The following is a 13,187-nucleotide window of genomic DNA, read 5'->3' on the forward strand; positions in this document are numbered from 1 at the left end:
CTCAACGACGGCCTCGCAGATAAGGCACGATGGCATCGGCCGCGCGCTCGGCAGCGTCTTGCCGCAAGCCTTCGTGCTGCTGGGTGAAGAGCTCGCGCAAGGATTCACCCAGGCGTTTGTCCTCGACACAGTTGCTAAGCGCCTGCGCCAGGTTCTCGGGAGTGGCGTCGGCCTGCAGGAGTTCGGGCACCACGAAGCGGCCGGCCAGCACATTGGGCAAGCCCACATACGGCAGGCGCAGCTTCTTCTTCACCAGCTTGTAGGTGGTATCCGTCATCCGGTAGGTGATGACCATGGGTTGCTTGGTCAGCATGGCTTCCAGCGTGGCGGTGCCGGACGCCACCAGAATGGCATCAGCCGCCTGCATGGCTTCCTGGGCATGGCCGAACATCAGCCGTAAGGGTAGGTCCAGCGCCTTGTGCTTGTAGCGGGCGGTGTCGAACAGGTCGCGCGTCTCACGCGTGACCAGCGGCACCAGAAATTGGGCGGCCGGGTAGCGTTCGTGCAGCTGCCGCGCCGTCTCGATAAACAGCTCGGCATGAAATTCCACCTCGCTGACCCGGCTACCGGGCAGCAAGGCGAATACCAGGCCGTGCTCGGGCAGTCCCAAGACCTCCCGCACCTCGGCCTTGTTGACCGCGATGGGCATCTCGTCGGCCAGTGGGTGGCCCACGTAACTCGCGCGCGCGCCAACCGCGTCGTAGAGCGGCTTCTCGAACGGGAACAGGCACAGCACCTCGTTGGTGGCCGCCTTGATCTTGTGGATGCGCTCGCCGCGCCAAGCCCAGATCGAGGGGCTGACATAGTGCACGGTCGGAATGCCGCCGTCCTTGAGCTTGCGCTCCAGGCCCAGGTTGAAATCCGGCGCATCGATGCCAATGAATAGATCTGGCTTTTCCGCCAGACAGGCACGGCGCAACTCGCTGCGTATGCCCAAGAGCTCGCGCAGGTGCTTGAGTACCTCGACATAGCCGCGTACTGCGAGTTTCTCGATCGGGAATAGGCTCTTGGCCCCGGCAGACTGCATCTTGGGGCCGGCGATACCGGCAAAGCGCGCATCTGGCACCCGACGCTTGATCGCTTCGATCAGGCTGGCTCCCAGCAGGTCGCCAGATGATTCGCCCGCCACGATGGCGATCCGCGGGCCTTGATGACCGTCGAACAAGGACAACATGCGGCGGACCGTCAGCGGATCAGGCCGCGCGTGGCGGTGGGGAAGAACTCGACGAAGGGCTGCAGCTCCGGATGGTCGCCGGCACGGGCCACAATTTCGGCGCAGGCGTCTTCCAGACTCAAGCCTTGGCGGTACAACACCTTGTAGGCACGCTTGATCTCGGTGATCTGCGGCGCGGTATAGCCGCGACGACGCAGGCCTTCGCTATTGATGCCGGCAGGTGCGGCACGGTTACCTGCGGCGGTAACAAAGGGGGGCACATCCTGGGTCACGGCAGCGGTGAAGGCCGTCATGGCATGAACACCGATCTTGCAGAACTGGTGCACCGTGGTGAAGCCGCCCAGGAAGACCCAGTCGCCCACATGCACGTGACCCGCCAGGGTGGCGTTATTGGCCAGGATGGTATGGCTGCCGATATGGCAATCGTGCGCGATATGCACGTAGGCCATGATCCAGTTGTCGTCACCCAGGCTGGTCAGACCTTCATCCTGGCTGGTGCCGGTAGAAATGGTGACGAACTGGTAGATGCTGTTGTTGTCGCCTATGGTCAGCCGGGTAGGCTCGCCTGCGTACTTCTTGTCCTGCGGTGCGCAGCCGATATAGGCCGAGCCGTGAAATACGTTGCCGCTGCCGATGGTGGTGTGGCCTTCGATCACGCAGTGCGGGCCGACACGGGTGCCGGCGCCTATGGTGACGTGTTCACCGATCACGCTGAACGGGCCGATCTCCACGTCATCGGCAAGCTTGGCGCCGGGGTGGACGACGGCGCTGGGGTGGATGGACGCCATACTTCTTCCTTAGGCTGCCGGCGTGGCGGCAGTGCTGCTGGTCGGCACTTTTGCGCACATCAGGTCCGCCTCGGCCACGACGCATTCGCCCACGCGGGCAACCGCCTTGTACTTGTAGATATTGCGCACCTGGCGCTCGATGGTGACTTCGATCAGCATCTGGTCGCCAGGGACGACCTGAGACTTGAAGCGGGCATTGTCGATGCCGGCAAACAGGTAAAGGTAACCATCCTTGGGCTTTTCGCCGGTGGTCTTGAAGCTGAGCACGCCGGCGGCCTGGGCCATGGCTTCAATGATCAACACACCCGGCATGACCGGGTATTTGGGGAAGTGGCCGACGAAGAAGGGCTCGTTATAGGACACGTTCTTCAAGGCCACGATGCGCTTGCCCGGTTCGATCTCGGTAATACGGTCGATCAGGAGGAAGGGAAAGCGATGCGGAAGGTGTTCCAGGATGCCCTGGATGTCCATTTTTTCAAGTGCTTGGGTCATGATGTCTAGGCTCCCTGATCGGCGTCTTGCCGGCCGATTCTACGTTCCAGTTCTTTCAGTCTTTGTGCCATCGCATCCAGTCTGCGCAGGTGCGAGGCGTTGGCCAGCCAGTCTTCATGAGACTGGACCGGGTATTGGCCCACATAGGTACCGGGCTTGAGCACGGACTTGCCGACCAGGGTACCCGCCATGACGTTGACCCGGTCGACGATCTCGAGGTGACCGAGGATCATGGCACTGCCGCCAAAAGTACAGTAGGCGCCGATATGGGTACTGCCTGCCACCCCAACGCAGCCAGCCATGGCGGTGTGTTTGCCGATGTGGACGTTGTGCGCGATCTGGATCTGGTTATCCAGGCGTACCCCATCCTCAAGCACGGTATCGCCGAGCGCGCCGCGGTCCACGGTGGTGGAGGCGCCGATCTCGACATCGTTGCCGATCAGCACGCGGCCGATCTGTGGAATCTTGAACCAGGCTTCGCCATCCCAGGCGTTGCCGAAACCATCAGCGCCAATCACTACTCCACTATGGATGGTGACACGCTGACCAAGCTGGCAGCCGTGATAGATCACGACGTTGGGGTAAAGCCAGCCGCCCTCCCCGATCTCGACACCGGCACCGATCCGGCAGCCGGCTTCGATTACGGTGCCGCTGCCGATCCTGGCGCCGGCGCCAATGGTCACGTAGGGACCGATGCTGACGTCGTCAGCAAGGCTGGCGTCTGGCGCGACGATCGCGCTTGGATGTACACCGTTATCCGGCCGTACTGGCGGGTTGAGTAGCGCCGAAACCTTGGCAAAGTACAGATAAGGGTTCTTGACGACGATACGCGGCTTGTCGGTCAGCTCGCTCGCTTCGGGCGCCAGTACCACTGCACCAACGGCGGAATCGGCCAGCTGCTTGCGGTACTTGGGGTTGGCCAGAAAGCCCAGTTCGTCAGCGCGAGCGGTCTCCAATGCGGCGACCTGGCGTATGGCCAGGTCATCCCCGACCAGTTCGCCGCCCAGTTTCGCGACGAAGTCGGATAAGCGGAAACTCACTGCAATACCTTATTTGTCGGCCAAGGCCTTGAGCACCTTGTCCGTGATATCAAGCTTGGGATTGATATACACCGCCTCCTGCAGGATGGCATCGTACTTCTCCACCGTTGCGATCTGCTGGATGGTGTTGTAGACCCGCTCCTGAATGCCGGAAAGCTCTTCGTTGCGGCGGGTATTCAGGTCTTCCCTGAACTCACGCTGCAAGCGCGCCAGATCCTGCTGCGATTTGACGATGTCGCGCTCTTTGTTACGGCGATCAACCTCAGGCATGGTTGCGCCGCCCTTGTCGAGCTCCGCCTGGCGGGTACGCAGCGAATCGGTCAATTTCTTGAGCTCGCCTTCTCGGTTGGCGAACTCCTTTTCCAGCTTCTTGGTGGCTTTCACCGCCGGGCCCGACTCACGCAGGATACGGTCCAGGTTGACGAAGCCCACCTTGATGTCCTGCGCCATGGCCGGCGCCATCATGCCTGCGGCAAGGATCAGACTGACTATGCGTTTCACGATCACTACCTCGCAACTATTGCTTCAAATACGCCGGGTCGTGGGACGAGCCGTCGGCGTTATCAGAATATCTGGCCCAGCGAGAACTGGAAGCGCTCAAGCTTATCGCCTTCCTTGGCGTTGAGCGGCTTGGCGTAGCTGAACTTCATCGGACCGACCGGCGCCAACCAGCTGAACGCAATACCGGTGGAGTAGCGCAGGTCACCGAACTTCACCTTCTGGCCTTCGCCCCATACGGTACCACCATCGACGAAGGCCGACAGCCGTACCGACTTGTCGAGCTTCATGCCCGGCACGGGCAACAGCAGCTCGAAGTTGTTGACGAAGCGACGGTTACCACCGGTGATATCACTGGTCGAAGTGGTAGTGCCATCGGAGTTGACAACCGAGGCTCGCGGGCCAAGGCTGGAGGTTTCGTAGCCGCGGACCGAGTTCACGCCGCCGGCGAAGAAGTTGGAGTAGAACGGCAGCTTCTGACCACCGTAGCCACCGCCATAGCCGGCTTCCACGTTCCACAGGAAGGTGAAGCGCTTGTCGATCGGGTAGAACCATTGCTGCTGGGCCGTGACCTTGTAGTACTTGATGTCGCCGCCGGGCAGGCCTGCTTCACCATTGATGGTCAAGAGCTTGCCGCGGGTCGGGAACAGTGCGCTATCACGGGTATCCCGCGCCCAGCCTATCGTACCCAGCCAGGTCAGGTTCTTTTCGCCATATTTGTTGACGAAGTCGATATAGGCTTGCGGGCTGGAGGAGAACACGGTCAGGTGCGAACGCTCGCCAGAGAGGCCGAGGTTGATGGCATCGTATTCGCTGATGGGTACCGACCAGCGCAGACCGCCGCCCAGGGTGTCGTTCGAATACAGGCCGATGGAGGTGTTGCTGGGTTCGTAGCGGCGTTTGTAGACGTCAAAGCCACGGGCCACGCCATCCGGCGTTGCGTACGGGTTGGTGAACGATACCGCGTAGACCTTGGAACTCTTGCTGGTGTTGACCTCGAGCTTGAGGTAGTTACCGCTACCGAAGATATTGGACTGGGCGATCGAGCCCGACAGGACCATCCCGTCAGACTGTGAGTAGCCCGCGCCGACCTGGATGTTACCGGTCTGGCGTTCGGTCACCGTGACATTGACATCGACCTGGTCGGTGCTGTCCGCAACCAGTGGGGTGTCGATGTTCACTTCGGTGAAGTAGCCGAGCACGTCCAGACGTTCCTTGGAACGCTTGATCTTCCAGCCTGCATAAGGCGCGGCTTCGAGCTGGCGCAGCTCGCGGCGGATCACCTCATCGCGTGTACGGGTGTTGCCGCTGATGTTCACGCGGCGCACATAGGTCTTGCGGCCCGGATCGACATAGAAGGTGAAGGCAGCTTCGAACTTTTCCTTGTTGACCTCGGGTACGGCGTTGACGTTGGCGAAGGCATAGCCTTCATCGGCCAGACGGTCGGAGATGCGTGCGGTAGCCGCGTTGATCTTTGCACGCGAGAACACCTCGCCCGGCTTGATCTCGACCAGCTTGGCCAGTTCTTCTTCCGGCACGATCAGGTCGCCGGCGAACTTGATGCCGGTCACCTTGTATTGCGCCCCTTCCGTGAGGTTCACGGTCAGGAACATGTCCTTCTTGTCGTCCGACAGGGCAACCTGCTGCGAATCGATGTTGAATTCGAGGTAGCCGTTGTCGAGATAGAAGGAGCGCAGCGCCTCGATATCGGCCTGCAGCTTGGGCTTGGAGTACTGGTTGCTCTTGCTGAACCAGCTGAACCAGCCACCGGTATTGAGCTGGAAGTACTCCTTCAGCTCCTTCTCGGGGTATTTCTCATTGCCGACAAGGTTGATCTGCTTGATGGTGGCAACCAGGCCTTCGGAGATGTCGAAGGCGATGCCGACGCGGTTGCGCTCCAGGCGGGTGACGGTGGTCTTGACCTGGACCGAATACTTGCCGCGGCTGTAATACTGCTTCTTCAGCTCCTGCTCGGCGGCGCCCAGCATGGCCTGGTCAAAGGTACGGCTCTCAGCCAGGCCATTCTCGCGCAGTGCCTTGAGCAACTGGTCCGATTCGAACTCCTTGGCACCTTCGATCTGGATATTGGCGATGATGGGGCGCTCGTCGAGCGACACCACCAGCACATCCTTATCCGCTTCCAGCCGGACATCGCTGTAGAAGCCGGTGGCGAACAGCGCCTTCACGGCTGCCGCGGCTTTGTCGTCATCAATGCGTTCACCTACCTTGACGGGTAGGTAGTTGAATACGGTACCGGCTTCAGTTCGCTGGATGCCTTCGACCCGGATGTCCTTGATGACAAAGGGTTCGAATGCATAAGCGGGAATGGTCAGGCCAAATGCGGCCAAGAGGGCGAGCGAGATCGAGGTCGGTTTCATAAACGGGTCTGGCGAAGCGAACCTGGGTCCGCACCACCGTTGAATGAAGTTTGGGTGGCCAGTATCCCTGCGGGAAACTAGCCGCCCACCAAGCGCGTAACGTCGTTGAACAGAGCGACGACCATCAACGCAGCGAGAAGTCCGACGCCCACGCGCTGACCTAGTTCCATGGCGCGCTCCGACACGGGTCGGCCCCGCAAAAGTTCGGCGGAATAATACATCAAATGACCGCCATCAAGCACCGGCACGGGCAGCAGGTTGAGCACCCCGAGGCTGATGCTGATCAGGCAGAGGAATTCCAAGTAGGCGCGTAGGCCCATCTGTGCGCTCTGGCCAGCGTAACCGGCAATGGCAACGGGGCCGGAGAGTTGCTTGTAGGAGACATGGCCGGTCACCATGCGCCACAGCATCTTGAGCGACAACGCCGAGGTGGTCCAGGTTTGCTTCAGCGCCTTGCCCATGGCGGCTATCGGACCATAGGCCATATTGCGGCGTATGCGATCCAGCGCCGTCGCATCGATATCCCCCACGGCACCAACCTGGCCGACACGCTGTCCGTCCTGGACAACAGCCCTGGGCGTGATCTGCAGTTTCACGACCTTGCCACTGCGCAGCACTTCGACGGCAGTATCCAGGTCCGGGCGAGCGCGCACGGCGAGCGCGAAGCTGCGCCAATCGGGCGTGGGTTTGCCCGCGGTACTCAATACCTGGTCACCAACCTTCATGCCACCGGCCGCCGCGGCACCGCCGGGGATGACTTCGCGCACAGAGAAGGTAACAACAGAGAGGCCCAGGTAGGCTGCGATATTGCCATCCACCGCAGCCTTGTCGATCTGGGTCAGGTCCAGCGTGCGCGTAACGACCGAACCATCGGGCCGTTGTACTTCCACCACCACCTGATTGCGTGCGGCAGCCTGGTCGACCAGGGTGAGCTGCACGTCGGACCAACTGGACTGCTCGACCTCATTGATGCGCAGGATCTGATCACCGGTGGTGAAGCCACTCTGCATGGCCAGCGATGCCGGCATGACCGAAGCAATGCGCGGGGTCAGCACCTGCACGCCGTTCAGGTAGATGGCCCAGTAGACCAGGATGGCGAGCAGGAAGTTGGCCATGGGGCCGGCGATGACGATGGCCATGCGCTTGAGCGGCGATTGGCGATTGAAAGCGCGATCCAGCTCGGCCGCCGCGACGGGACCTTCGCGCTCATCAAGCATCTTTACGTAGCCGCCCAGGGGAATGGCGGCCAGTTGCCACTGCACCTCGCCGCGGCGCCAGCTCAGGAGCGGCTTGCCAAAACCGATGGAGAAAGTCAGGACCTTGACGCCGCAACGCTTGGCGACCCAGTAGTGACCGTATTCATGGATGGAAACAAGGACGCCGATAGCAAGGGCAAAGGCGGCCAGGGTGATCAATAAGGACATTTGGTTCTCCAGGCCCTGGCCGGTGTTCAGTGCTGCTGTTGCAGCCAGCTCCGGGCAAAGCGTCGCGCAGCCGTGTCGGCCGCGGTCAGGCTGTCGAGCGTGCCAGCGTCAAAGTCACCGGCGACCGCCTTGAGTGTGGCGGCATTGAGCTCGGGGATCAGGCTGAAGCCCAGTTGACCGCCCAGGAAGGCATCAACTGCGACCTCGTTGGCGGCATTGAGCACGGCGGGTGCCGCTCCGCCTTGCCGCAGCGACTCGAAGGCCAGCTCCAGGCAGGGGAAACGTGCCAAATCAGGGGCTTCAAAGTCCAGGCGAGCGATCTGGAACAGATCCAGCGGTGTGACGCCGGCGTCGATACGCTCGGGCCAAGCCAAGCCATAGGCGATAGGGGTGCGCATATCCGGGTTGCCCAGTTGGGCCAGTACTGAGCCGTCAACGTATTCCACCATGGAGTGGATGACACTCTGCGGGTGTACGACCACCGAGATGCGCTCCGGGGCGAGGTTGAACAGCCAGCGCGCCTCGATCACTTCCAGGCCTTTGTTCATGAGGCTGGCGGAATCGACCGAAATCTTACGCCCCATGCTCCAGTTGGGGTGCTTGACCGCCTGTTCGGGCGTAACGCTGACCAGTTCCGCCTGGCTAAAGCGGCGGAACGGGCCGCCCGAGGCGGTCAGCAGAATACGGCGTACGCCCTGCCCTGCCTGATCCGAGAATGGGTGCGGCAGGCATTGGTAGATGGCGTTGTGTTCGCTATCGATGGGCAGCAAGGTGGCGCCGCCCTCGCGGGCGGCATCCATAAAGAGCTGGCCGGCCATGACCAGCGTTTCCTTGTTGGCCAACAGCACGCGCTTGCCGGCCCGGGCGGCAGCCAGGGTCGGCCGCATGCCGGTCGCGCCGACAATGGCGGCCATCACGGCGTCCACTTCCGGCTGGCTGGCGATTTGTTCCAGTGCCTCCATGCCGGCCATCGTCTCGATCTCGACGAGTCCGGCTGCGGCCAGCTTGGTACGCAGTTCCGGCAGCCGTTCCGGCTCGGCCAGAACGGCGTAGCGCGGGCGGTGCTGGCGACATTGCTCGACAAGCTTATCGATCTGGGCGTGGGCGCTGAGCGCGAACACGCCGTATTTGTCCGGGTGGCGAGCGATCACATCCAGCGTGCTGACGCCGATGCTGCCGGTTGATCCAAGGACGGTAATGTTTTGGAAGGCGTGCGACATGGCGTTCAGGCAAGGAATTTGGCGTAGCCAAACAAAAGCGCGCTGGCGACCGGTACCACCGCCAGCAGGCTGTCGACACGGTCCAGTATGCCACCATGGCCCGGCAGCAGGGCACTACTGTCCTTCAAGCCGGCTTGGCGCTTGAGCAGGGATTCGATCAGGTCGCCGACCACGCTGACCGCGGTCAGTGCCCAGGCCAGCGGCAAGAGCAGCCACAGTGGCAAAGCGCCGTACAACGGCGCACCCAGCTGGTGCAGGAGCGCGGCATAGACGGCGACGGCTGCCAGGGCGCCATAGACGCCTTCCCAGCTCTTGCCGGGGCTGATGCTGGGTGCCAGTTTGCGCTTGCCGAAGGCCTTGCCGGCGAAGTAAGCGGCAATGTCTGCAACCCAGGCGATCGCCAGCAGCGACAACAGAACCCAGGCGCCGTTCTGCAGCTCGCGGAAGCGGGTGACGCCGGCCAGCGCGGCCAGCAGGATCAACCAGCCAACCAGGGCTGCCAGCCATTTGTGCTTGAGTGCCCACTTCCGGTTCAGCCAGAGCGGCACTGCCAGCAGCCAGAATGGCAGGGCTACGAGATCAAGCGGTAACGACCAGGTCTTGGCCAACGGCAGCAGCAGCCAACAAAGGCTCAGTACGGCAAAGCTGGCGACGAACAGCACGGTTTCGCCGCGGTCGAAGCGGGCCAGCCGGCTCCACTCCCAGGCTCCCAAGGTCAGGGCAAAGGCAGCGAATAGACCCCAGCCCAGCGGCGGCGCGAGAAACAGGCTGCCAAGCACCAGCGGCAAAAGGGCCAGTGCGGTAAGAATGCGGGTTTTCAGCATGGGGTGCTCTTGAGCTGTTCGCTGGTACGGCCGAAGCGACGCTCACGGTGGCGGTAGGATTGGATGGCGGCTTCCAGCGCGGTGCGATTGAAGTCGGGCCAGAAGGTGTCGGTGAAGTAGAGCTCGGTGTAGGCCAATTGCCAGAGCAGGAAGTTCGATACCCTGCCCTCTCCGCCGGTGCGGATGAACAGGTCCGGCTCGGGGGCGTATGCCATGGCCAGATAGGGCTCGAGGTCGGCCTCTTCAAAACCGGTGGTGGCCAGCTCAGGGTGCGCCTTGAGCATGAGCTGGGTGGCATTCATGATGTCCCAGCGGCCGCCGTAGTCGGCTGCGATGGTCAGCGTCAGGCCACTGTTGGCGGCAGTACGCGCTTCGGCGGCTTCGATGGAGCGGATGATTTCCGGTGAGAAGCGGTCGCGTCGGCCGATCAGCCGCAGGCGTATGCCGTTCTTGTCCAGCTTGGCGACTTCCCGCTCCAGTGCGGCAAGGAAGAGCCCCATCAGAAAGGACACCTCCTCGGGAGGGCGGCGCCAGTTTTCGCTGGAGAAGGCGAACAGGGTCAAGTAGCCGACCCCCAGTTCGGAACAGGCTTTTACCGCCTCCCGCACCGTCTCTACGCCCTGCTTGTGGCCCGCAACGCGGGGCAGGAAGCGCTGCTTGGCCCAGCGGCCATTGCCATCCATGATGATGGCAATGTGACAGGGCACCTCGTTGACGGTGGGGATGGTCTGGGTGGAGCTTTTGAACAGGGCCACGAGCGGGTGCGCCTTAGACCGTCAGCAGCTCTTTTTCCTTGTCGGCAAGCTGCTTGTCGATTTCAGAAATGTATTTGTCGGTCAGTTTCTGGATGTCGTCGGTGCCGCGGCGCTCATCGTCCTCGGAGATCAGCTTGTCCTTGACGGCCTTTTTCAGCTGTTCATTGCCATCGCGGCGCAGGTTGCGCACGGCAACACGGCTGTCTTCGGCTTCGCCGCGGACCACCTTGATCAGGTCCTTGCGGCGCTCTTCGGTCAGGGCTGGCATCGGCACGCGCACGATATCGCCCATGCTGGCCGGGTTCAGGCCCAGGTCGGAATCGCGGATGGCCTTTTCGATGGCAGCCCCCATCTTCTTCTCGAACGGCGAGACCGACAGGGTACGTGCATCCATCAGCGAAACGCTGGCAACCTGGTTGATGGGGGTGGGGTTGCCGTAGTAATCGACGGTGATGTGGTCCAGAAGGCCGGTGTGGGCGCGGCCAGTACGGACCTTGGCGAGGTTGTTCTTCAGGTTCTCCACCGACTTCTGCATCTTGGCTTCGGTGTTCTTCTTAACGTCGGCGATCATCTTTCGCTCCTGTACTCAATGTCCAAGTGAGGCCGGTCATGGGCCGACCTACATATTGAAAACGCGGACGTAGACCGTCCGCGCCGTGTGTTCTCGCTTCGGGCCGGGTGCATGCACCGGGCGGCCCATTGCCGGCTGGGTGGCGTCGTCGTGGTATCCGTCCTGGCGACATGGCGGGCTGCAAAGCCCCTTCCCTATCGTCAACCGGTGGATACGCCGCGGCTGGCCGTTCAGCAGTGTACCAGCGTACCCTCATCTTCGCCGAGTACCACGCGCTTGAGCGCGCCGGCCTTGAAGATGCTGAAGACGCGGATATTCATGTTCTGGTCGCGGCACAGGGCCAGCGCGGTAGCGTCCATGACCTTGAGGTTCTTGCTGATCGCTTCATCAAAAGTCAGGGTCGAGTAGCGCACTGCATCCGGGTTCTTCTTGGGGTCGTCGGTATAGACGCCATCCACCTTGGTGGCCTTGAGCACGATATCGGCATTCATTTCCATGCCACGCAGTGCGGCGGCGGTGTCGGTGGTGAAGAAGGGGTTGCCGGTGCCGGCGCCGAAGATGACGACCTTGCCTTCCTCGAGGTACTGGATGGCCTTGGGGCGGATATAGGGCTCGGCGACCTGCTGGATGGTCAGGGCGGACTGCACGCGGCTCACCAGGCCCTGCTGGCGCATGGCATCCTGGATGGCCATGGCGTTCATCACCGTGGCCAGCATGCCCATGTAGTCGGCGGTGGCGCGGTCCATACCGGCAGCGGCCGGGGCTACGCCGCGGAAGATGTTGCCGCCACCGATCACGACGGCCACCTGGATACCCAGCTGGGCCACTTCCTTGATTTCGGCGACGATACGTTCGACGGTCAGGCGGTTGATGCCGTAACTGTCCTCGCCCATCAGCGCTTCACCCGAGAGTTTGAGGAGGATGCGTTTATAGATGGGGGACTGGCTCATGGGCTCACCTTATCGTGTGTGGGAAATCGCTTCTTTGTAGCAGCACATCCTGGAAAAGTTCGGCAATTCCGGACGCTACTTGCAAAAACAACCGCCCGGGTTTCCCCGGACGGTTGTTGGGTACTACGCGTACAACTTAGACCTTGGCAGCGGCGGCTACTTCGGCGGCGAAGTCGACGACCTTCTTTTCAATGCCTTCGCCAACCACGTACATGGTGAACGACTTGATGGAGGCATTGTTGTTCTTCAGCAGCTGCTCGATCGATACCTTGTCGTCCTTGACGAAAGGCTGGCTCAGCAGGGTGACTTCCTTCAGGAACTTCTGCACGGTGCCTTCAGCGATCTTCTCGAGCATGGCTTCCGGCTTGCCGGCTTCCTTGGCGCGCTCAATGGCAACGCGACGCTCGGTTTCGATCAGCTCAGGGTCCACGCCCGAGGCGTCCAGCGACTTCGGCTTGCTGGCGGCGATGTGCATGGCGATGTCCTTGCCCAGCACGTCGCTACCGCCGGCGAAGTCGACGATCACGCCGATCTTGGAGCCGTGCAGGTAGGTGGCCAGTTGGCCTTCGGTCTCGATGCGCACGAAACGGCGCACGTTGATGTTCTCACCCAGCTTGGCGATGATGGCCTTGCGCAGCTCTTCCACGGTCTCGCCGGAAGCGGTCTTGACGTTGCCCAGGGCTTCGATATCGGCCGGGTTGCCGGTGGCGATGGCTTCGGCAGCAGCTTGGGCGAAGGCCAGGAAGCCGGCGTCCTTGCCGACGAAGTCGGTTTCGCAGTTGATTTCAGCCAGCGCGCCAACCTTGCCGTTCACGAAGGCAGCTACGGTGCCTTCAGCAGCGGTACGGCCGGCAACCTTGGAGGCCTTGTTGCCGCTCTTGATGCGCAGGGCTTCTTCGGCAGCCTTCAGGTCGCCGTTGGCTTCAACCAGGGCCTTCTTGCAATCCATCATGCCCAGGCCGGTCATTTCGCGCAGCTCGCCAACCATCTTTGCGGTGATTTCCGCCATGTCAGTACTCCTTGATCGTTCAGTATTCGGTAAGGACTTAACAAAAAGGGGCTACACGCCCCTT

At 61.8% G+C, this 13,187-nt stretch carries 13 protein-coding genes; all 13 read right to left on the reverse strand.

The features are described from left to right. Position 1: 1 nt before the first annotated feature. The 13 genes from lpxB to tsf all read right to left on the reverse strand — a co-directional run bounded on the left by lpxB (position 2) and on the right by tsf (position 13,123). Complete coding sequence (lpxB, locus tag VIM95_RS08475; RefSeq protein ID WP_331984602.1) at positions 2 to 1,174, reverse strand: lipid-A-disaccharide synthase; 1,173 nt, start codon at positions 1,172 to 1,174, stop codon at positions 2 to 4. An 11-nt stretch (positions 1,175 to 1,185) separates the two neighbouring features. After that, entirely contained in the window at positions 1,186 to 1,962 is a 777-nt protein-coding gene (gene lpxA, locus VIM95_RS08480) for an acyl-ACP--UDP-N-acetylglucosamine O-acyltransferase (RefSeq protein ID WP_331984603.1), read from the reverse strand. A 9-nt stretch (positions 1,963 to 1,971) separates the two neighbouring features. Then, the gene (gene fabZ, locus VIM95_RS08485) at positions 1,972 to 2,433 is read right to left on the reverse strand and encodes a 3-hydroxyacyl-ACP dehydratase FabZ (protein ID WP_349258182.1); all 462 of its coding nucleotides are present in this window, start codon (positions 2,431 to 2,433) and stop codon (positions 1,972 to 1,974) included. A gap of 26 nt (positions 2,434 to 2,459) precedes the next feature. Continuing rightward, positions 2,460 to 3,494, reverse strand: a complete 1,035-nt coding sequence (gene lpxD / locus VIM95_RS08490) for a UDP-3-O-(3-hydroxymyristoyl)glucosamine N-acyltransferase (protein WP_331984605.1) — start codon at positions 3,492 to 3,494, stop codon at positions 2,460 to 2,462. A gap of 9 nt (positions 3,495 to 3,503) precedes the next feature. Next, positions 3,504 to 3,995, reverse strand: coding sequence for an OmpH family outer membrane protein (locus tag VIM95_RS08495; protein WP_331984606.1), 492 nt, complete (start codon positions 3,993 to 3,995; stop codon positions 3,504 to 3,506). 62 nt (positions 3,996 to 4,057) lie between these two features. Continuing rightward, positions 4,058 to 6,370: an outer membrane protein assembly factor BamA gene (bamA, locus tag VIM95_RS08500; RefSeq protein WP_331984607.1), complete on the reverse strand. Its 2,313-nt coding sequence runs from the start codon at positions 6,368 to 6,370 to the stop codon at positions 4,058 to 4,060. A 77-nt stretch (positions 6,371 to 6,447) separates the two neighbouring features. Beyond that, positions 6,448 to 7,794, reverse strand: a complete 1,347-nt coding sequence (gene rseP, locus VIM95_RS08505) for an RIP metalloprotease RseP (RefSeq protein ID WP_331984608.1) — start codon at positions 7,792 to 7,794, stop codon at positions 6,448 to 6,450. Between the two features lie 26 nt (positions 7,795 to 7,820). After that, the gene (gene ispC / locus VIM95_RS08510) at positions 7,821 to 9,014 is read right to left on the reverse strand and encodes a 1-deoxy-D-xylulose-5-phosphate reductoisomerase (RefSeq protein WP_331984609.1); all 1,194 of its coding nucleotides are present in this window, start codon (positions 9,012 to 9,014) and stop codon (positions 7,821 to 7,823) included. A 5-nt stretch (positions 9,015 to 9,019) separates the two neighbouring features. Continuing rightward, positions 9,020 to 9,838, reverse strand: a complete 819-nt coding sequence (locus VIM95_RS08515; protein WP_331984610.1) for a phosphatidate cytidylyltransferase — start codon at positions 9,836 to 9,838, stop codon at positions 9,020 to 9,022. Further along, a complete protein-coding gene (gene uppS, locus VIM95_RS08520; protein WP_331984680.1) occupies positions 9,832 to 10,587 on the reverse strand; it encodes a polyprenyl diphosphate synthase in 756 nt (251 codons plus the stop codon). The genes VIM95_RS08515 and uppS overlap by 7 nt, the downstream gene beginning before the upstream one ends. Before the next feature lie 19 nt (positions 10,588 to 10,606). Further along, a complete protein-coding gene (gene frr / locus VIM95_RS08525) occupies positions 10,607 to 11,164 on the reverse strand; it encodes a ribosome recycling factor (RefSeq protein ID WP_331984611.1) in 558 nt (185 codons plus the stop codon). 230 nt (positions 11,165 to 11,394) lie between these two features. After that, a complete protein-coding gene (gene pyrH, locus VIM95_RS08530; RefSeq protein WP_331984612.1) occupies positions 11,395 to 12,114 on the reverse strand; it encodes a UMP kinase in 720 nt (239 codons plus the stop codon). Between the two features lie 136 nt (positions 12,115 to 12,250). Beyond that, a complete protein-coding gene (tsf, locus tag VIM95_RS08535) occupies positions 12,251 to 13,123 on the reverse strand; it encodes a translation elongation factor Ts (RefSeq protein ID WP_331984613.1) in 873 nt (290 codons plus the stop codon). Positions 13,124 to 13,187 lie beyond the last annotated feature (64 nt).

The organism is Chitinimonas sp. (assembly GCF_036568685.1).
GTDB lineage: Bacteria > Pseudomonadota > Gammaproteobacteria > Burkholderiales > Chitinimonadaceae > Chitinimonas.